We start from the raw sequence: 20,679 nt of genomic DNA, 5'->3' as shown, positions 1-20,679 counted from the left end.
TATGTTATGTGGTGTACCGGACTTCTTGAATCTACTTACAAATGATCGCTTCTGTATTTACTTATGTGCTCTTCTAATGTCTTTCTCGCTTCTTCATAGGTTCTAATCACTTCATCCAATTCGTTCTTCAACTCTTTATGTTCTTTCCAATATTCTTTCTCCACTTTGAGTATCGAACAAAATAAATCTCCGATATATAAATCTCCTGATCCGAATGGGTTCTGTATTAATTGCTCTAAGGCTAGAGGTAAAAGAAAATCTAGATTCATTTGTTGCCCAATCAAAAGTCTTAAATCTTCATTATTCAATTCACAAAGAGGTTTCTTCCTTAATCGATGTACTTGGATCACTAATGAAGAAGCAAAATTCGGTTCACCCCAATATTTTCCTTCAAGTTCTTCAAGGGTTTTGGTTAGATCTACTTATTGCATGGCTTCACCCTCTTAAATAAATGGTTTCCGGTATGTCACATAACGTTCCTGTATTCACGACGTCTCAGCGCCTTAAGGCCCGTATAGGGCCGGCTGCCGCTTGCGGCAGTTAGGCGGTGGGATGTGTCCGGTGAATTCACTCCCCCGAAATGCCTCTTCCGGACCAAGTGGCGGACTTGACCCGCCACGCAGCGTTGAATGCGATGTTAACAGATGTCCACGACCTCTTCGAATTACATACGATAAATCTTTATATATTCATTTCTTTAATATGTAATCAATAAATCCTTGTCGTATTTTTTTGCCCTCATAGATTCTTTCCAAAACTCGATCTTCTTTATAGATTAATTTCATATCATCAAACATCGCATCAGCTTCATTGTAATCATAATACGAATGGATAACTGGCTCATTATCTTCAATCTGTTCATATTGGTTATCTCCTAAATCAACACCTTCTCCAACCCGAAAATCCTTAACGGTTAGGAAATTCACAAATAATACTCCATTGGGTTTCAATACCCGTTTCATTTCATTGATTGATTGTTTCACATCTTCTTTTCTCATATGAAACACCGAGTTATATGAATACACAAAACTAATCGACTCGTCACTAAATGATAAAGATCTCATATCACCATGTTGTATATTTAAATTCTGTCCTCTCATTTCTGCAAATCGATTCGCTTTTTGAAACTGTTCAACATTCATTTCTATTCCAATAGTTTTGTATCCATAATGGACAAATAGACTTAATGGAGGGGTATCACCTCCCGCCCCGCAGTCCAATACCGTTCTTTCCATACCGCTTTCATTACATAAAGCTAAAAATCTATACAGTGGTACTTGTCTGAAAAGCTCCACAACAATCGTCTCCTTCGTCTTTTGGTTTTATAGTTTTATTGTTTCGTGGATTTCTGCTAACGTTCCCGTATTCACGACCCAGCGCATGCTGGGTGTCCGGCGAATGCCGGACCCAGGACGAATGTCGGCAGCGTGAATATTATGTTATTGGATGCCAGCTACTTCCTCGAATTTCTCAAATAGTTCTCTAATCACCACTGGCGTTAAAATAACAGATTTATTTAGGCTGATCAAAAGAAAACATATTCTTAAAGTCTTGTTCCGAATTAAAAGTATATTTAATTATATGTTCCTTATTAACTTCAGCCTCTTCACTCCAAAGCCTAAAACCTAAGCCACTTGTATCTAATTCCACCATCACATAATCAAGTCCTAATTCATAATACTCTTTATATTCATGATCTGATGAAGGAAAGTTGTTTTTGAATTTATCATTATAAATGGGCTTAAAATAGTTAATTAAAGCAGCTTCTGCGACAGCAATATTTTGTTTGTCGGATATTTGCAAAAAACTAGTATTATTCTTTTTTGATTCCACTAAGTTATGAATATAGCTTTTTAGGTCATCATTAGATTCGTTGGGATCGAAGAACGCAATTGAATTTGGACTAAATTTCCAAGCTGTTAACCAAACATCAGTGTCCCAACTTCTTTCGCTATAAATTTTCTGTACGGTTTCGTGATGTTGTAGTCGATCAAAGACATTGCGAGTAGGTGTTTCCTTCAAACCAAAAGCGCGACCAATATACAATACTTGAAGATCTATGATAGACGAGTCCATTTCGGATTGAGCAAGAAATGTTTGTAATAATAACGCAGCATGAGCTTTAAAAGCTGGTTTGGTAAGGGTTTCAATTATAATATATTGATCATTCATCTCAAAGCTCACCCTAACGATCATTTCCTCCATAGGTATTTGAATACTGACGTTCTTGAATGTACCCTCATGAGCAATACGGATATTCCCTTTAAAAATCGATCCTGAAATATCATAAGAGGATTTATCAAACATCATAAGAGGCCTTTTACCAACCATATAAATATGGAAATTATCTTTGTCCTTATACTGTTCCTTAAGTGTCTTAAGTTGATCCTGTTTAAACATATAGGCGTAGTTTTGAACTAGAGAGATCCCTTTACTATTTATCGTAAACATTCCTTCCATTTATCTTTAATATGCATCTTTTAGAAGTGAATAAAATTTTATTCCATTCATTAAATTCTTATTGGCTGGAGATCTATAAAGGAGATTTATAAGATTTTTTTGATTTTCGCTGGTTTCCAATAACGTTTCTGTATTCATGAACCCCGAAGGGGTTGTCTGCTGAAATGCTTCCCTGAAATCCTTCTCGCAGACCAAGGCTCCAAAGGAGCCGCTGCTTGAATATTATGTTATGTGTTGTTATCACTCCATTGATTGACACCCTAATTTACGCCTTCCAGCCCATCTCTTTATACAATCTTCTAATTTGTTTTATAAAACTATCATCTTCTCTTCCCTTATTTATAATCTCTACATCTGTGGTTACAGCCCATCTAAAAATTTGTTCAATGCTCCCATAGCTACGTTTAAATCCTTTGGCCAACTTTAGTATGTTTTCTTTAGTTGGTGCAAATGATAATACTACTCTTAACTCTTCATCTGTCCAAGGTCTCCCCTTATTTTCTGTGCTATACGCTTGTTTTTTCTCATATTCAAAAATCAATAATTTCGTTTTGTGGATTACTTGGTCTGTTGTCAGTTCTTCAATTCCTTCATTAAGTAATTCAATTAATCTATCTTTATATTCTTTCTTTTTCATAGATTTCCCCTCCATTAGCTTTTCAATAATTACACATAACGTTCCTGTATTCACGACTCAGCGTATACTGAGTGTCCGACGAATGTCGGACCCAGGACGAATGTCCGCAGCGTGAATATTATGTTATACGACGGAATCACTTCTTAGAGATAACTCACATTAGTATTTTGATCGTTTCTTTTATTGTGTTTAACTATCTCTACAAGTGCATTTTTGATAGCTCAATCTTTCATACCATCTTTGATCCAGTCGTTAAAAGCCGATTTCACTACATTCCCATGATAGTAAGTTCCGTATGAACTATCATATTTTTGTGTCCACCAATTCTTGGCCTCTTCAGAAGCATTATCAATATAGTTACTATAAAAAACTGAAGACATAACAATAGCTCCATTTCCATTTTTGTTGCCCAAATCAGATAAATTAGATGCTTTTGCAACAGACTCACCAATCCATACTAAATTATGAACTCCTGAAGATTTTCTACCGGCTTTCACTGCAAGTGTTGGATTGGTTGCTAAGCCTATACCCGCTTTAATAGTAGGCAAAGAGCGGTTTTTCAATAATTTATTTAACATATCCATATACGTATTGATATAAAACGCTCTGTTTGCAATCTCATATATATCTGTTTTTAATGGGGTAGAATAAACAGCGAAAACACAATCTCCTCTTATACCAATCTCTTTCAAATCATTAGCTTCAAGATCTTTTCTTAGAATTTCAATAATCTCTGATGTAAACCCCCGGATTACTTTTGCAATATCTACATCATTGTTACTGGTAAACAAAGTAGTGGAGTCTCTTAAATCAACAAAAATTGCTCCTGCCCAGGCTTTATATGCATTTGTATAGGTGAAATCCTCATCTCTTGGAAACTTTTTCACTTCATTAACCTTATCCGTATTGTCTAATATCTCTTCAACTTTCTTCTTTCGATCCTTATAGTTGTAATCTAAAGTTTTCATGTTAGCCTCCCATGTCTGAATTGTTTTCTATCATCAAGTCACTCATCTAAAATTAATTAAATACACTCTAGCTTTCGCAATTTAAATACTGCATAAGAAAATGTATACAAGTAATAAAATAAGGTTCACAAAAAGATATTCCATAGCTTTCTTCAAACGGTGTGTTTTAATTTTCATTATTTTTGAAACCTCATATACTTGTCCTACTATTTCTTCTACCATTGTTGCTTCGTTTGCTGTTAAATATCCTTTTACTACATCAGATTTTTTCATACTTGCTACGTGTTCGAAGTAAAAAATTGAATGTTCTTCCTCTTTATAGTTAAATGATAGCCTTGGTTTAAGAACCTGCATAATAATAAAGTAAAGTTGGTAAATCAATAAAAATGAGAGAGTTAGTCCTACAATAAGAACCAGTACAGATACCAACGCATTATAAAAATTAAGTTTTGTAATATTTAAAAAACTCATTTTTTTTGCTGTATCCATAAAGACAGTTAAAATCAAGCCATACACAACTAAAAGAGCACTGGCTTTGGTATCTATAAAACGAATTAATTCTTGAATATTTCTTAAACTTTCTAGCGCAAAAGTACTGTTAGACATAAAATTTTCTTTGCCAGACTCATTGCTCATATTTTTCAAATCTCCTTAAAATTATTGATTACAAATTAAAATGATTTAAATAAACTCGAATCTTAAGAGTCTAAAAGAACTTATAAGCCAAACAAAATGCTATTTATACAAATAAAAATTTTATTTTGGTGTTAGATTTCTATGATTCTGTCGTATAACGTCTTATTTACGAACTTCCGAAAGAATGCTCTCTTCGTCATATTCACGAACTTCGTGAATCCTGCACTTTGTTCCTGATTCCCGCACTTTCTGCGTTTCAATCCTCCTGCCCGCTCATCCGATCCAACGGACTTTGAATCCGCTCAATGTCCCGCCTGCTCACATGTGTTTACCGCTCCGTCGTTCGCACACTCTGATGCCCTAGCAGTTCCTAAATCTAGCGAAGATCAATCCCATTCTCCAGCAAATAGGTCGCAAAAGAATGCCTTAGTGAATGGATACTTACCTGTTTGTGAATGCCCGCTTCAGCCAGTGTCTTTTCAAATACCTCTGCGCTGAACGTTCCGTCAGGTGGCGGCCTTCTCTCTGCCCTGGAAATAGTCAGTCTTCTAGCTGTCCAACCCTTATGTACTGCTCGGCCACCGCAAAGGCCACTTTGGAGAGCAGCATTTGCCGAACCTTCCTGCTTCATCCCGATAGAGTAGGTTTATCTTCATCTCACTTGTCTCCTTAGTATATCAGTCGTTCAAAAAATTGGAAATACAATTCCGTACAAAAAAAGGGCCTTAAGATGGAAATTCACTTTAAGTCCCTGATTCTTTCGGATCAAATTATTGATCCTTTAAGTTCAATTTTCATTATCATAATTACTTAAAATGAGACTCCGAAAACAGTGGAATAGTGTAACGTTAATCTCTTGTATAAGGATATGCGGCTAAAAAGCGTAGTTTCTCGCCATTTTTTTCAGATAAACCGCTTGTATTACAATCATATATAAAGAACAACGAATTATATTTACCATCTATTTTACTCAAATCATGTAATAGTGGAGATAAAAAAGAATCAACATAGGAAACATCTTTTATACCATCATCTGACCCATCAACCAGAAAGACTCCTTCAGCAAAATCTTCGTCAAAATCATCTATTTTATGATCATTTAAAAAACCGCTAAAAATATTCTCATTCTCATCTTCCGGGTATTTGATCTCAACATATTCAAACAACTCATCTTCAGAGGCAAAGTGACCGTACCAGACGGACACCATATTTTTTTCAAAGCAATTCATATCTTCACCCCGCTAATATTTCAGTTTATACGTATGGTCTATCTGTATCCCGCACCAGCTACCATGCCCTCTACCCCACAACAGCTGTTGAAGCTAAAAAGCCCGCTGAACGCGGGCTTTGCTGTATATTTAGTCAAAATCATGCCTAGCCTTGTTACTCAACCTTAAACTGTTTTAATTCGTCTTGCAGCTTAGTGGACAATTGGTTTAATTGTTTGGAGAGTTCAGCAACCTGTTCGAAGCTCTCCAATTGTTCCTGTGTGCTGGCGCTAACCTCTTCGGTTGAAGCGGAGTTCTCTTCTGTGGTGGAAGAGATGATTTCCAGCGCCTGCAAAATCTCATCTTTGTGCTTGTGGACTTTGGAGGTGTTGGTGCTGATCTGGATCATTCGTAATTTCAAATCTTCCAAATCCTTGTTAATGCTAAAGAACACTTGCTTCGTGTCCTCTACCGATCTGGCATTTTCTTCTGCAATTTTCAGACCGTGAACGGTATGCTCAACCGATACACTGGTTTTTTCTTCAATCACACGGACCTTCTTGTAGATTTCCTGTGTCGCCAGCGCCGTCTGCTCAGCCAGCTTGCGAACCTCCCCGGCAACCACAGCAAACCCTTTGCCCTGTTCTCCTGCACGTGCAGCTTCAATGGAAGCATTGAGCGCCAGCAGGTTGGTTTGCGTTGCAATTTGGTTGACCGTATCCACGATGCTCGAAATCTCATGACGGCTCAAATCGATATCCTGAATGATAGCCGACATCGCTTGTGTGGAATTGTGATTTTCTTCCGCCCATCTGGATAGCTGATCTACTACTGCAAGCCCTTGTCCGCTTTGTTCGGCAGAGGTTTGCACCATCGATTCGATGGTTTTGGCATCCTTGGCAATTTCGTCAATTTGGCCGGATAAGGCTCCGGTTTTTTGTAAAATGTTATCCGTTTCGATAGATTGGTAGTTCGTTGCATTGGCAATTTCATTAATTGCTGTCGCCGTATCGTTCATCGTGATTGCGGTTCTGGAAGAAATGGATTGCAAATCATTTGATGATTGATTCAAGACTTGAGCTGAGCCGCCCACCATTTGGAGCATGCCTTGAATTTTTTGAACCATATTGTAAATTCCTTGAGAAATTTGTCCGATTTCGTTGTTGGAATGCGTATCAAACTGAACGGTCAAATCTCCATTTTCAATCAGTTTGATTTTGGCAAGCAATTTCGGGATTGATCTCAACAGATAGCGGAGCGTTATATAACAAATCACAACCAGCAGAATGGTGGCTGCAGCAAAACCGCCAATCGTAATCCAGGTAAAGGCTTTTAATTCTGTGAGCACCTCTTCTTCAGAAATGGTTAAGCCAACAGACCATCCCGTATCTTTACTGGTTGCATACCCAATATAACGAGGTTCCCCATTATCATTAATGAGCTGTACTCCGGACTCACCAGCAATCATTTTCTTTCCGATCTCCCCAAGATCACCTGTGCTTTCGTTAATCTTTTCTTTCAGCACTTTATTTTGATCGGGGTGATACAAAATATCACCTGTTTTGGATGCAAGAATCGAATAACCTGTGCTTCCAAGCGAATAGCTTTGCATAACGGCCGGGATGTCTTTGAAAGCAATATCGACAGCAGCAAATCCGATTAATTGGTTACTGCTATCTTTGATCGGATAGAAAATGCCCATGAGCACATTACCCGAATTGACGTCCTTATAGGGTTCTGAGTAGTATAAACCGTTTGCTTCAACTGCCGGTTTAAAGTACGGGCGTGTATGGATATCGAAATCCGGTTTGGAAGCAACACCATCATTCTGAAGAAAGAAGCCTTTACCAGATATTCCTGCAATCCAGGCGTCGGCAAAAGATGGCTCTGCCTTTACAATTGCTGCCAGAGTCGCTTCGGTTTCCGCAGCGTGTGGGGAAGTTTTTACCGTTTCAGCTGATTCGGTGGTCTCTATATACTGCCGAAAAAGATTATTTGTTGACATTTGCTGGACAAGTGAGCCCTTTTCCTTAAACAACGCATCGAATTGACTAACGATGGCCTGCGTCTTGGTCTGGAGCATGGCCTCTTGCTGCTTGACAAGTATGCTTCGCGTGCTTGCAAACATGAACGTCCCCAAGGTTGCAAAGACGACAACGATAATAACTAACAAGACCATGGCCAATGTGTTCGCGATGCTGGATGATCTGAATACGCGCTTCTTCATATTTTGTGACATGCTGCCATCTCCCCGAGGAATATTGAGCGAAAAGCTCTTAGATAATATGTCGGAAGTTTGCAGCTGTTTTAATAGGTTTTTAGTATACACAATTTAAAGTTTTGCTATCTGATTCCTCATAGATTTCCTCCCAACCCGTTCAGTAACTCCAGCAAAAAATTAGGGCAGCACAAAGAGCCCCCGTCAGACGTAGGCTCTTTACTAAAAGCTATGTATGAACGCAGGGTTATGTGGACTTAAAGTGTACGAGCGATCAGTAAGCTCAACCCCATTATTCTCTGTCGTTAGCCTAGCTGCATCGTTGTAATACATGTATCGTCTTTCTCATATGTAGAGAATTCCGTTTCAGCCGTTTTACCTTCATGATTCACGCTAATGCGGTAGGTTTTATCCCTCGGTAGCCATAGATCAATAAAACCATTGGGTTGTGATTTCATTGCAGCATTCTCCATGATGACATTCCCTTCGGTGTCGTGAACGGTCACATTAAACTCTTCACTTTTTATTTCGCCTTGGCAGCCGGTTAGACTATGAGTTGCACAAGGGTGAGTCTGCTCTACATAGGGCGCAATCGAAACAAAAAACTCGTTGTCAGGCAAATCATAAGTTATGGGTTGGGTGTTGTCTCCATTAACAATTAACTGACTGGAATTAATGGAAGCGGATTGACCTGTTGCCTTGCCTGCGCTGAAATCATGCACCAACTGCTTGATATCTGTTGTCCCGAGCTTGTCCGCCCCTTCTTTCTGCATATTTCCTGCAATCAGGTATGTCCCCAATGCCGCAACAACCAACCCTGATGCGACCAAGATTCCTTTTTTCATCTGGAGTTCATCTCCTTGTCCGTTTTAAATCATTATAAGGGAGAACGCACCGTAACGGACAAAATACGGTACTGAAGTCACCAGATATTCATATCTTTGCTTGTTTATCCAGACGTATCTGCATTACATTAGATGATCACCAAAGAGGGGCAAGGGAATATGAGCAACTCTACTGTCTCAACGAACAAACACCCCACCACTCCTATGGAGCTATGGGGCACAATTCTTTTTAACGATCCCGGTTCACAACATAATTCATTAAGTGCTTCAGAAAAGCGATATTGCGTGGCACCTCTTTTAATGCTTCCATGGCAAGGCAGTAGTGCTCCCACATTTCTTTACTGGCACCTTCGTAACCAAGGATGGACACGAAATTCGAGTTATTGTTATCCAAATCCTGGCCCACAGGTTTTCCAAGTAACAGCGTATCTCCTTCCACATCAAGCAAATCATCTTTAATCTGAAACGCAATCCCCATATGATAGGCGAATTTCTGCAAAGCAGCAATCTCCGACTCCTCGGCCTGTGCGAGCATGGCTGGCATAACGAGACAAGCCTCGAACGCCACTCCTGTTTTGTAAAAGCACATCATATTCAGCTGTTCCAATGTCAAAGCCTTTCCTTTGGAATCCAGATCCATCGCCTGCCCCATACACATATCCTCTGCCTTACGAGCCGAGTATTGGATCAAGGCAAGTACAGTCTCAGCATTGAACTGGCTCAGTGACGATTGCTCCCCGATGGCCTTCTGGATCAGATATAGTCCAGTTAATTCCGCAGTAGCGCTATTGTGCACCTGATGTAATGTCTGACGTCCTCTACGGGTAGACGCGTTATCCTGGGAAGGCAAATCATCAAAAATCAGGGAGGCTGTATGCATATATTCCAATGATCTCAGAAGGGGCACGATTGCCGATGCGTCTAAGCCATATTCGTTCACACCCATGACCCAGGTCAATATAGGGCGTATCCTTTTCCCATCCCCCTCAAGACTATAATTGGCAGCATCAATAAGCTGTTCTTTCATGGCCTCGATCCCAGAAGGCTTGGTAATTTTCAATTGGTTGTTAATCTGGTCACGGACGGTTTTGACCGTATTCATAAAGTCTTCTTTTTCCCTCGAATCGTTCTTCAAATGGGTAATCATCTGGTCCCGAAGCAGCTTATCCAAAAAATCTACATCCTCCGCTTTGCCCACCATCTTCTGGATGAGACGATTGATTTCAGGATTTCCGGATGCAAAAATCCCCATAATTTCACTGTACTTTTCTGCACCTACCCGTTCTTTATAACGTTTGAGTCCATTTATTGCACGATCCAGTATCACCTCGCGAGCCATAGCATCCGTGTCATACACGTTATGAATCAAATTAGAAATGACCGCCCAGTATAGTTCGAAGGGATTGATCAAATCCGATCTCTGACGATGATATTTTAAATAATAGGTATAGGGTGTTACCGCACCGTCTCTCATATCGTCAGCCATATCTGCAAAATCATCAGCAAGCTGGTTATAGATACCATAATAGAATGTTCGTTGCTCAAACCCTTCATCCTCAGGAGCACTAATCACGGAACGGACAATCAAGCGAGAAGAAGCAGATTTTAAAATAACGGGTATATAAAGCTCCTCATTGGTGTAATTAGCTCGTGTTAGATCCTTATCCCGGTCGATATCTTGAGAATGAAAGAAAACATAGGACTGCTCGAAAAAGGTTTGCTGTGTGTCTGGCCGCTGATGTGCCTTAATATACTCAAAAGCATCCGAGAGCTCCGAATGGATATAGCGAATGAACTTCATATGATCGCCGGTCCAGTCGCCCAGTTCTGGCACAGATCCGGTAAGAAGCGCGGTACGTATCATATGGGAATATTGTTCTTTCTCTTGAACGGTCAACAGCTGAGAATCGAGCAGATCATCAATAAAAGGATAGGTCAGCCCATAGGAATACCCAAGCCTGATGGCTTCATCCAGTCTGCGCGAACGTTCACTAGGTGACACAGCTTCGTCCATTTCTTCCATTACATGCAGAATAACCCCAATGATGATTTTAATCAGTTTGCGCTGGGCATGCTCTGCATCCATTTCCTCAGGAATATGAGAAGATACAGAGTTAAGCTTGTTGATTAGCCAGATTACAGTGGTTTCGATCCCTTCCTTTTGAGACCACCGATACACCCCCGCTAAATTCATAAACTCCGGTTGATCTCTCCTGTTAGCATGGGTGGGTTGAAGCAAATATCTTTTTACGTCAGCAATGACGCGCTGAATCCGGGTCTGTGTGTCGGCTGAATCTAGAGCCTTGCCTAGATCCCTCATGTAAATATAAGAGACACTCCGCTTCAGATAATCATCCAGTTTCCCCGTGTAACTCAGCCATTGAATATATCTGTAGTAATCCCGGGTATCCGGCTTTCTCTTATTCCGCGAAAAGAAGGATAACCATGAAGAAGAATGGATATGATTCCTTTTCCATATATGGATATCTTCTGTAAGAGAGGTCACATAAGTTTTATCCTTGACCTGATTAGAGAGTGATCCAAAATACTGAAGCGCCTTCTGTTCAGCCAGCTGATATCCTGTATCGGCTTGAAATTTTTCATTCATATGATGCATTACCTCAACTTCTCATTTTGTTAAACATGGTTGCATTTCTCCCTGAGGGAACGAATTTGGATCATGTTTTATCTTTATACGGAATAAAGTCTGTGAAGTTACGAATAGATTATATCCTTCTATATATATGCTACAATTTCAGAGTAGAACGAAAATAATGATAAGGAGGCATAACGTTGAGTATTAGTCTAGTTAAAGGGCAGAAGGTAGACCTAACCAAAAATAATCCACACTTATCCGTGCTGAAAGTAGGGCTTGGATGGGACCCTATGAAGGGTAGAAACATGGATATTGATGCGTCAGCACTGCTTCTTAATGAGAACGGCAAGCTAACTCAGACGAAAAATCTAGTATATTTCGGAAATAAAAATAGCCCTTGCGGGGCCATCGTACATAGTGGTGACAACTTGACAGGACATGGTGACGGTGATGATGAAGTCATTACCGTATCCCTCCAACAACTACCATCTGAAGTGCATAGAGTCGTATTTATTGTGAATATATTCCGCTTTTTCAGCTTTGGTAGACGTAAGGATTTCAGTATGGTGAACAACGCTTAAATTCGAGTATTGAATGCGTCGCAAGATGAAGAGATTCTCCGATACAACTTGACAGAGGACTATAAAGGGATGTGTAGTATCCGTGTAGGTGAAGTATACCGCTATGGAGAGGAGTGGAAATTCGGTGCTATTGGAGAAGGAAGCACCATTACCTCCCTGAATGAACTTGTCAAAACGTATGAATAAGCATTACGTCCTTTGGTGTTAAAGAAAAACCCACGTCTGACGTGGGTTTTTATGCTAACTCTTCAACAGCCACCTGATACAGCAGAGAACCTTCACGGAGCAGCAGGCGGTCTTTTCGGAAATCCTGTTCGTGCGGCTGAAGGAACTCTTGCTCGTCATTTAAAAATCGAATGTGTTGTCCTTTGCTTAAGCTGCCTGGCTTCACATTCTTTTTCAAGACATATTGTCCGTTCTTTCCATACCCGCCGTCGAACAAAAAGTGATACCCATCTGTAGCCACCCCGGAACAGCCGGAAATGCTCGGATTCATAAACGTAATCTTCGTACGATCGCTACCGGAAATGCACCCTAATGAAAAATCTGAATAGTAATAAAACCAGATTTCCTGTTCGCTGACTACGTTCAAAGCATAGCAATCATGAATGTCTGCCGCTTGGTTTTCATATATTTTGTGTCCCTCTTTATTCCAGGCGACAAGGCCGGAGGACCCCACAGGCTCATTCCAACCATAATTCCCAAATATACCTTCATCAAAATAGCTGGTCCAGATCGTACCTTCCCCTGTAACCTGAACACTCTGGATACCGTCTCCAAGCAGCAGTTCATTCACAGTACGGCCTTCATAATCAATAATTTTACCATTTAAATCGTATTGGCCGGTTCCATAATAATGACAACGCGCTCCGACGAGCAGTAGATGATGATGTAGAGGCTGTACATAATGATAGTTAAACTGCTGTCCCTCCACATACACTTCTTCAATATGATTGCCTAGAATGAGTATCTTGTAAGTACGTCTCTCTTTAAGAGAGGCAGGCGGGAACATCCCCCGCACTCGTTCCGGGACTTTATCAATTAGCAAAATATACACGCGCCCATCAGGGCCAAATTGGGTTGAAACATTCTCAAACCCTTTAGTATAGTTGGAAATATCGACAAATGAATGAAGCTGTTTATTTAGATGTGACAATGTAGTTCCTCCTCTAAAAGATCAGTAAAGTGAAGTATGATTTGTACTGGACTTCATTTTGTCATAACGACATGTAACTGAGGAGGGCGGAAGTATGGCGATATGGATAGTTATCCCAAGAGATGAGTCATCGGCAAAAATATTGGGAACAAAAAAAGCCGGGTTCTGCTCATAATAAAAGCAACCCAGCTTGATCTTTATAGATGTCCCTCTTAAAGTGTCTGGCCCTTGTCGGCCTTCTGCCATAAAGCCTCCGTCAGCTCATCGATCGTCTCCTTCATCGCCAGCTTCTCGCGCCAATGACTCGGGATACCGCTTTGCCCGTAATAAGCTCCTGCAATTTGCCCATACACCGCCCCGGTCGTATCGGCGTCATCCCCCAGATTTACGGCCAGCAGTGCCCCCTCTTCAAACGAAGTCGAATGGTGAAATGCCCACAGCGCAGCCTCAAGGGAACGAATGACATAGCCGGTTCCCTGTATTTCGGGCGGCTCCTTATCCTTGTAAGATCCCTGAATGATTTCTTCAATGGCTGCCGAATAAGCTGGCTGTTCCTGCCGCCGCCACTTATAGCAGATGTCGGCTGATAACATGGATTCTTTGTCCGCTCCCCGCAGACCTGCCACAAGGATTGAAGCAAGCACAGCACAGGCCTCCACACTTTCGACTGCTCCATGGGTGGTTCGCGAGCTCAGCTCGGCGTACATCACTGCCTCTTCCGGACGGTTCGCATAGGCCATGGCAACAGGTGCAAGCCTCATAATCGAGCCATTACCGGCAGTCATGGGGTCAACGGACCCACTATACGGATCTCCAGAGGCCTCGAAGCGATGCAGCGCTGCTCTCGTTGCACCACCGATATCAAAACACGTTCCCGTGCTGCTCATATACCCCAGGTGGTACCAATTCGTGTAACGGCGCATTTGGTCTGCTGGATCAAAGCTATCTTTTTGCACCATACTCTCGGCTAAACAGAGCGCCATAGACGTATCGTCCGTCCACTGCCCCGCCTTCAACCCAAATACACCGCCGCCTACGATATCCGTTACAGGTTCAAATGTGCCTGGACTGCTAAATTCTACTGTGGTTCCCAAAGCATCACCCACGGCCAGTCCAGCGAGACTTCCATAAAAACGATCCTTGATCAGTGCCATTTTGATGTACACTCCTTTAATAATTGTTATAGCTAATGCATATATTTCCATATCACTGGAAGGAAGAAAATCTGGTAACGCCATTTATTCGTAGCTTAAGGCTGTACAACCGCTATCTGGATTTAATTCAACGAAAATTCCTGCCTCATGATGGTAAATGAGTGGAAATCGCACCGTATCTACATATTCCCTCACACCGCTTGAAAGCCGCCATACCTGGAGCGGTACTCCTTTTCCCCACAAGAATAATCGGTCACCGGAAACGGCCATATCCGCTTGGGGATATGGGTAAATCCCGTATTCATCAGGCTTACAATTTAGAGGCGGGATCGCAGGAAGCACACGTCGGTACCCTGGCTGAGTCATATCGAATAGGACAACCGCCGGTTCCACTCCTTCCTCTCCCCAATCTTCCTCCTCCAGTAAATCGGCATCCATCTGTCCCCAAACCGCCAATCTATCGGGTCCTGTCCAACATACTGGCCCATCCCAATCTATGGTTTGCCAAAGATGGCGAACTGACGGACCATTCTCCGATTCCCATGAGTTCAGCAGCCAATTAGATAAGGACCAAGTTCGGACTACTCCTAATGGAGCCCATACCCATCCCGTATCCGCAATCCACTTTCCCTCTGGAGAAGTCAGGAGCCTCCCATGAAAATAATTTAGATAATGCTCATCTTTTCTTTCGCTGTTATAAACAGGGGTTGGTCTTGCTGTCAAAAGCATCCCGGTTTCTACATCCGTCAGATCCAGCCGGTTCCATTCCGTCCCATGAACAAGGATACATGCACCATCTCGATGAACAAATGCCAGGGGAAACATACTTTTATCGTAGTGGTATTCGTCCCGTGATAATTGCATTTTTTCTTGAGCATGGACTAAATCATACACTGCCGCATGTCGGCCAAATCGATTGGAGATCGCCACGTACTTGCCGTCAGGACTGGTAACCATTTGGACAGGTTGCAGGGGATTAAAATCAGGAATACAAATATGTGTGCATAATTCTGCGCTGCCAGAGCGAAGTTCTAGTCTCCACAGTTCTGCCTGTGTGTTTAGTGCTAGCAGGGTTATGCTTCCCTGAGAGCCACCCTTTAGTGGATGAATGGCCGTAAGACGTCCGATAGTCTGTGGTAAATCAGGTAAAGAAACGTGATGAAATGGCATCATTTAACCCCTTTTAATCTGGATAAATAATAATTTATACCCGTATTTGTGAAGCTGGATTTATCGATAAAAAATCTGATTTCAAGCAATGCAGATAATACTTTCATAAAAACTCCCGGTTTTTTCTTGCAGAAACATTTAAAATATGTAATTTCGCTAGGATTACTTTTGAGAATAAAATAGGAGTAATTCATCAAGATCAAATTGGAGATGAACTTCTCTGTTGGCGATTGATGCTCATTTATACAGTCGATCAGCACCTCTAATACCCTATTTTTATTAGAGTTATAGGCATGTATAAACATCGTTGCTTCTGCAAACGGCTTGTTGAAATCGTCATACGGAAAATCATATACATCATGACTGCCTAGGATGAAGCTGACCAACTGACCTTGCAAAATTTTTATTTTTCCTAGCGCTGCTCGGGTATCTATATCCATCTCATTTTTGTTAATATGCTCATGCAAAATATCAATTAGAATGTGCAAATCATACTGCCGTGCGTCTTCCATGCTGTACATCATCTTATTATTTTTAATCGTTAGACGATCATAAATGTCATCCCCTAAACCCAGTTCAAATAAGAGATGGTGAAGAAAAAATAGCCTGTCCTGAGTAGGCGAGAATTCATTCCCTCTCTCTGCTAGATGAGAAACCTGATATTGATAATAAACACAACATAAGTTTTTTTGGCTATAAGCAATATCTTTATGTATATCAAAAACGTTAAACATGAGCGAAAGCAATCGAATCAGACGTTCAGCATCTGCTACGCTTAGAATGGGATGATCCATTTTTGTAAATAGCGACCTGTCAAATAAATCATGCCATCGCACTAAAGAAATATGATCCTGCTCATTTATATTCAGAGTTAATATTCTTAAATTTTGCTCTTGATCAGAATAGGAATAAAATAGATATTCATGACTTAAATCAGAAATACGCTCATTAAAATAGGCTCTTAATTTGTAATCGTATATTTTAGAAAAAGACATTTCTCTCCTCCTTGCACAGCAAGACAAACTTCATGTTGAACCTGGCATAACACATTAATCCGAACTCCTATATTGTAAAATTAATCTGGATCGACTGGCAAGGTGACATAAAATAGAGAAACGTATGTTCTTCCTTTTTATATTATGATATCTTTATGCTAGGAATGAAACGTTATGACGAAGGTCATAGTCTGCGATTAGAAAGGAATGAACACCTATGAAACAGCTAAGCGAAGCTCTGGCCCGGTTTGTACAACAACAAGACTTGTATAATGCAGCCCACGGGCTGTTCCAAGACCACGACATCCAGCCCCGGACGGAGAACCTGACAGATTGCTGGGACAACCGCATACCTATATCCCCTGAGCTTGAGTACCTATATAGCCATTATGAATTGATTGATGCCAAGGCAGCGGGAACACACAAATTAAAAAATGCAGCCGTTGAAATTGGGGATGCTGCTGTTCTCTTTTTTGCCGCACCAGAACATTTATATCGCCAACAGCTAGGCTATCGCTGGATTACATCGGGTGAGCTTGTCCAAGAGTCTTCTTCGTGGCCCTCCCATCATGTTGTAATTGCCACGTTTAATGACGATCCACTCATTGTCGATACTAGCGCACCCGATTCCCCTGTATATGCTGCTATTGAAGGTGGCGCAGCTCGGCAGGTTGCCAAATCTTTAGCTAACTTCTTTACGGCTCTTTCCATCCTGATTGAAGGTGCCTGTACCTTTAAGGGAGAATTGATAGATGAAGATACATACGAAACCAAAGCAGCATATATCGAGCACGTAAAACCATTGCTGCATCATTTGTTGGGCGAAAACCAAACCACGTATTTGCTGAATTACCTATCCTTTTGTTAGAAATCCTATTGGTTAAAGAGAGGTGGGGCTTTTTATGATCTATATCGCATTACTGCGGGGCATCAATGTCGGCGGCAACAACAAGATCGAGATGAAGAAGCTCAAGCAAACGTTTGAACATGCAGGTATGGGGCATGTGACGACTTACATTAATTCTGGAAACATTATTTTTTCCAGTCAGGAGCGGCCCAACCAGGAGCTATCGCTCGTACTGGAACAGGCGATTCTGGAGGATTTTAGCTTACCTATCCGCGTCATCGTCCGTAATATGAAGGAGATTCAGAGCATTATGGAGGCACTGCCGAATGAATGGTCTAATGATACACAGATGAAAAGTGATGTAATGTTTCTGTGGGATGAAATTAACGATATTTCCGTTCTGGACAAGCTTCCCTTGAAACCGGGAATTGGGCATGTCATGTATACACCCGGGGCGATTTTGTTTTCTGTCAGCAAAGAACAAGTCACAAAAAGCGGTTTAACAAAATTAGTAGGCACCAAGCTGTATCAGCAAATGACGGTGCGGAATGTGAACACAACCCGTCAGATTTATAAGCTGATGCAAATGGCTGAACAGGAAGAGTTGCAGGATATGAGCTCTTGACGGTAGACGTGTTTAAATAGGGCTAGGCAAGATCAAAAACTCGCCAAAACTCATTAAAAAAATTATCTATATAAATCAACAATTTCTGATACTATAGGCATAGAGATTTTGCTAAACTGGAAGGGTTCTCAGACGTAGAGGGACACCTATCATCAGCATGAACTAAACACTGAATAATGGGAGAAAAAACACTGTGACAAACCTACAAAATCAAAAACAAGTATATATAATCCACGGCTACACAGCTTCGCCAACAGATCATTGGTTTCCTTGGTTACAAGATAAATTACAGGAAGACGGGGTTTCGGTAAATATACTAGATATGCCCAACTCGCAAGCCCCCAAACTTAATGAGTGGATTGAGCACCTATTGCAAAATATTAAAGCCCTACATAAAGACACCTATTTTATTGGTCATAGCTTGGGTTGTGTATCCATATTAAGATACCTGCAGCAAGTCAACATCCCGGAACCACTAGGTGGCACCGTTTTCGTTTCCGGTTTTGCTGACCCAGTGCCAAGCCTACCATCATTAGATGAGTTTACAAATGACCATTTGAGTTATCAGCAAATCATGGATTCACTAGGGGCACGTGTAGTTATAGCTTCAAAGGACGACGCAATTGTCCCCTTTGCACTTAGTAAGAAACTAGCGGAAGATATACAGGCTGATTTCCACGAAGTAGATCATGGGGGGCACTTTTTACAGAGTGACGGCTTTACCACTTTACCGATCGTCTATCAAGTTTTAATAGAAATGATGAATGAAAATAAGTAGCGTTAATAACCCGCAAAATAGACCTAGCAAAAGGGTCCAGCTTGCGGGTTTTACATTTTCTACTGGATGAGCTATGGATAATAAAGCGTATGTTTAGTCAAGGTATCAATACAATGCCCATTTTTCCGTGCATAGCTCCATAAAAGAATGAGCAACCTGTTCACATTCGTCATACCCCAAGCTACCAGAATGAGCAAAAAGAATGGGATATTCATTGTTTCTTTTTTCCTCTCTCATATCAAACATATAATGGTTACCGCATCCATCCATCGCAAACGACACGGCACCCGGCATATACTCTGGCAGCTCGTAGGCAAGGTTCATTTCTCTCAAATCTTCGGTATTGAAAAACTGAAAACATCGTTCTCCATTTTGAAATTCCCCACCGTTAGAGTATTTCAAGAGTTCTATGTAACTATCAGGAAATTGTCCTTGGGGCAAATGCCAGCTAACAGGATCTAGCGGTTGATATTGATCATAAAATGGAGACGATTTCGGAAAAGGGTTCACTTGTCTTTGTTGGATTTCGTGAATTTCCTGCTCCGATAGCTTGATGTTCCATGTGTTCAAAAAATTCGCGATTTGTTCACCAGTTGCTTCTGGATATTTTATAAATTGATGTTCAAAGTGAATACTCCACATCATAACCACCCTCCCTACCTTGACGTCTCTAAAAGTTGTTGTTAGTACCTTTTTCAACCCATTCAGCCACACTTTCATGAGGTTGAAGGTTCTCACGTTTATAGTAAAAAACGGTCTTGAGCTCGTAATCCAAGCTTTCCGCAGCAATGAAAAATCGGGTACCAAATGTTTGATCCTCCATACAAATCACAGGCCCCTCAAGAAATCCGTAAGAGACAGTTTTTAACATTTCCAGTTCCTTGTCATTAGCCAGTCTAAAGCATTCAATTGAAAATACACCGCCCGGACAGGAAAGAAACGAGACCTCGTAAAATGTAATCTCTATGTTGTGATAATAGCTAAAGTCAAAGCTCCCTGCTAGTACCAGCTTAGGGCGACTTGTATAATCATAAATGTAGTAATGGCAAATGTTATTTTGAGAAAGTATTTCATTCAGCTGCATCAGTTTGGATTGAATGGAATGATTCATGATCCTATGTCCCCCCTCCCCACTCGCGGCTATTCCCGATCCGTCACCGCCTGCCACGCTTCTGTTATTGCTATAGGTGATTTGTGGCTGGTCTCTCCGCCACCTTCCTGAGTCCATAGCGGCGGATAATAAGCAAATACCTCTCCTGGCTGAAGTTGCTCCATATCCGACTGCCAACCAATCCAACGGAATGTCTGGTAGAACAAGCCCAAATCTCCCTCAGCCAACCAGCTCAAGAAACCGGAATAGGCCAGCTCAGTGGATTCCCACTCCAATGCATCCGGTGCAAAATAGTAGATATGGCCGCTACGTCCAAACTTTCCTGTATCCAATCCAAAGAAGCCACCTGCTGCATCATAGGCCACAATCAGCATTCCCCCAAGTGCAGGAACGCTCGCTGGCTCTTGCAGCCCGTTCCACGAAGCCAAACTACCGTAAATTTCAGGCCCACCTGCACCCAGTAAGGTGATCCATCCGTGGTCAAATATGATCCCTCCTGTTTCATAGGCAACCGTTCCCAAGTACGATTTTGTGCTCACTTGCAAACGGTAGAGCGCATCTCTCCTAGCAGATTCCGATTTTGCCGATACAATGCAATATGGATTATTCCCTTCTTGCAGAATATTTCTGACCTCTTCCCATGCATGGTTGTCCTGATCCACCAGCTCATCCACCGTTAATGTATGCATGTTCA

21 protein-coding genes and 1 pseudogene are annotated in these 20,679 nt (G+C 41.3%); 4 read left to right on the top strand and 18 right to left on the bottom strand.

Annotated elements, in window-relative coordinates; genetic code table 11:
• Window positions 1-35: 35 nt before the first annotated feature.
• From C0638_RS15705 to C0638_RS15655, 11 genes are all read right to left on the bottom strand, one after another.
• Window positions 36-350: a contact-dependent growth inhibition system immunity protein gene (locus tag C0638_RS15705; protein ID WP_233902214.1), complete on the bottom strand. Its 315-nt coding sequence runs from the start codon at window positions 348-350 to the stop codon at window positions 36-38.
• A gap of 339 nt (window positions 351-689) precedes the next feature.
• On the bottom strand, window positions 690-1,295 hold the full coding sequence (locus C0638_RS15700) for a class I SAM-dependent methyltransferase (protein ID WP_058711398.1): 606 nt from the start codon (window positions 1,293-1,295) through the stop codon (window positions 690-692).
• Between the two features lie 217 nt (window positions 1,296-1,512).
• Window positions 1,513-2,460: a hypothetical protein gene (locus C0638_RS15695; RefSeq protein ID WP_068942509.1), complete on the bottom strand. Its 948-nt coding sequence runs from the start codon at window positions 2,458-2,460 to the stop codon at window positions 1,513-1,515.
• A 265-nt stretch (window positions 2,461-2,725) separates the two neighbouring features.
• The gene (locus C0638_RS15690) at window positions 2,726-3,097 is read right to left on the bottom strand and encodes a hypothetical protein (protein WP_058711395.1); all 372 of its coding nucleotides are present in this window, start codon (window positions 3,095-3,097) and stop codon (window positions 2,726-2,728) included.
• A gap of 221 nt (window positions 3,098-3,318) precedes the next feature.
• Window positions 3,319-4,065 carry an adenylate/guanylate cyclase domain-containing protein gene (locus tag C0638_RS15685; protein WP_058712615.1) on the bottom strand — a complete coding sequence of 249 codons (747 nt, stop codon included), beginning with the start codon at window positions 4,063-4,065 and terminating at the stop codon, window positions 3,319-3,321.
• An 81-nt stretch (window positions 4,066-4,146) separates the two neighbouring features.
• On the bottom strand, window positions 4,147-4,701 hold the full coding sequence (locus C0638_RS15680) for a Pycsar system effector family protein (RefSeq protein ID WP_102163614.1): 555 nt from the start codon (window positions 4,699-4,701) through the stop codon (window positions 4,147-4,149).
• Window positions 4,702-5,077: 376 nt separating this feature from the next.
• Window positions 5,078-5,332 (bottom strand): tyrosine-type recombinase/integrase, encoded by a 255-nt coding sequence (locus C0638_RS25375; protein ID WP_233902213.1) that lies wholly within the window; start codon window positions 5,330-5,332, stop codon window positions 5,078-5,080.
• A 217-nt stretch (window positions 5,333-5,549) separates the two neighbouring features.
• The gene (locus tag C0638_RS15670; protein ID WP_058710258.1) at window positions 5,550-5,930 is read right to left on the bottom strand and encodes an immunity 22 family protein; all 381 of its coding nucleotides are present in this window, start codon (window positions 5,928-5,930) and stop codon (window positions 5,550-5,552) included.
• 154 nt (window positions 5,931-6,084) lie between these two features.
• Complete coding sequence (locus C0638_RS15665) at window positions 6,085-8,148, bottom strand: methyl-accepting chemotaxis protein (protein ID WP_058710259.1); 2,064 nt, start codon at window positions 8,146-8,148, stop codon at window positions 6,085-6,087.
• A 284-nt stretch (window positions 8,149-8,432) separates the two neighbouring features.
• Entirely contained in the window at window positions 8,433-8,972 is a 540-nt protein-coding gene (locus C0638_RS15660) for a CueP family metal-binding protein (RefSeq protein WP_058710260.1), read from the bottom strand.
• Window positions 8,973-9,201: 229 nt separating this feature from the next.
• Window positions 9,202-11,589, bottom strand: coding sequence for a polyprenyl synthetase family protein (locus C0638_RS15655; protein WP_058710261.1), 2,388 nt, complete (start codon window positions 11,587-11,589; stop codon window positions 9,202-9,204).
• Between the two features lie 176 nt (window positions 11,590-11,765).
• Here C0638_RS15655 and C0638_RS15650 point away from each other — a divergent pair.
• Window positions 11,766-12,335, top strand: a pseudogene (locus C0638_RS15650) (TerD family protein).
• Between the two features lie 49 nt (window positions 12,336-12,384).
• Here the strand turns inward: C0638_RS15650 and C0638_RS15645 are convergent.
• From C0638_RS15645 to C0638_RS15630, 4 genes are all read right to left on the bottom strand, one after another.
• Window positions 12,385-13,305, bottom strand: a complete 921-nt coding sequence (locus tag C0638_RS15645) for a hypothetical protein (RefSeq protein ID WP_058710262.1) — start codon at window positions 13,303-13,305, stop codon at window positions 12,385-12,387.
• A 212-nt stretch (window positions 13,306-13,517) separates the two neighbouring features.
• Window positions 13,518-14,459 (bottom strand): ADP-ribosylglycohydrolase family protein, encoded by a 942-nt coding sequence (locus tag C0638_RS15640; RefSeq protein ID WP_058710263.1) that lies wholly within the window; start codon window positions 14,457-14,459, stop codon window positions 13,518-13,520.
• Window positions 14,460-14,543: 84 nt separating this feature from the next.
• Window positions 14,544-15,629: a hypothetical protein gene (locus tag C0638_RS15635; protein ID WP_058710264.1), complete on the bottom strand. Its 1,086-nt coding sequence runs from the start codon at window positions 15,627-15,629 to the stop codon at window positions 14,544-14,546.
• Window positions 15,629-16,624: a hypothetical protein gene (locus C0638_RS15630; RefSeq protein WP_058710265.1), complete on the bottom strand. Its 996-nt coding sequence runs from the start codon at window positions 16,622-16,624 to the stop codon at window positions 15,629-15,631. The genes C0638_RS15635 and C0638_RS15630 overlap by 1 nt, the downstream gene beginning before the upstream one ends.
• A gap of 217 nt (window positions 16,625-16,841) precedes the next feature.
• On the opposite strand from C0638_RS15630, the gene C0638_RS15625 reads away from it, so the two are divergent.
• The 3 genes from C0638_RS15625 to C0638_RS15615 all read left to right on the top strand — a co-directional run bounded on the left by C0638_RS15625 (window position 16,842) and on the right by C0638_RS15615 (window position 18,874).
• Window positions 16,842-17,492, top strand: coding sequence for a hypothetical protein (locus tag C0638_RS15625; protein ID WP_013372340.1), 651 nt, complete (start codon window positions 16,842-16,844; stop codon window positions 17,490-17,492).
• Window positions 17,493-17,526: 34 nt separating this feature from the next.
• Window positions 17,527-18,096, top strand: coding sequence for a DUF1697 domain-containing protein (locus tag C0638_RS15620; protein ID WP_058710266.1), 570 nt, complete (start codon window positions 17,527-17,529; stop codon window positions 18,094-18,096).
• 193 nt (window positions 18,097-18,289) lie between these two features.
• Window positions 18,290-18,874 carry an RBBP9/YdeN family alpha/beta hydrolase gene (locus C0638_RS15615; protein ID WP_058710267.1) on the top strand — a complete coding sequence of 195 codons (585 nt, stop codon included), beginning with the start codon at window positions 18,290-18,292 and terminating at the stop codon, window positions 18,872-18,874.
• A 105-nt stretch (window positions 18,875-18,979) separates the two neighbouring features.
• Here the strand turns inward: C0638_RS15615 and C0638_RS15610 are convergent, their stop codons facing one another.
• From C0638_RS15610 to C0638_RS15600, 3 genes are read right to left on the bottom strand one after another with little or no spacing between them, the layout of a single operon-like run.
• A complete protein-coding gene (locus tag C0638_RS15610; protein WP_058710268.1) occupies window positions 18,980-19,516 on the bottom strand; it encodes an SMI1/KNR4 family protein in 537 nt (178 codons plus the stop codon).
• A 28-nt stretch (window positions 19,517-19,544) separates the two neighbouring features.
• The gene (locus tag C0638_RS15605; RefSeq protein WP_025679209.1) at window positions 19,545-19,985 is read right to left on the bottom strand and encodes a hypothetical protein; all 441 of its coding nucleotides are present in this window, start codon (window positions 19,983-19,985) and stop codon (window positions 19,545-19,547) included.
• A 29-nt stretch (window positions 19,986-20,014) separates the two neighbouring features.
• Complete coding sequence (locus C0638_RS15600) at window positions 20,015-20,674, bottom strand: DUF2625 domain-containing protein (protein WP_025679210.1); 660 nt, start codon at window positions 20,672-20,674, stop codon at window positions 20,015-20,017.
• Between the last annotated feature and the right edge of the window lie 5 nt (window positions 20,675-20,679).

Source organism: Paenibacillus sp. lzh-N1 (assembly GCF_002872435.1).
Taxonomy (GTDB): Bacteria; Bacillota; Bacilli; order Paenibacillales; family Paenibacillaceae; genus Paenibacillus; species Paenibacillus polymyxa_C.
This window is presented reverse-complemented; position numbering and strand designations above follow the sequence as displayed.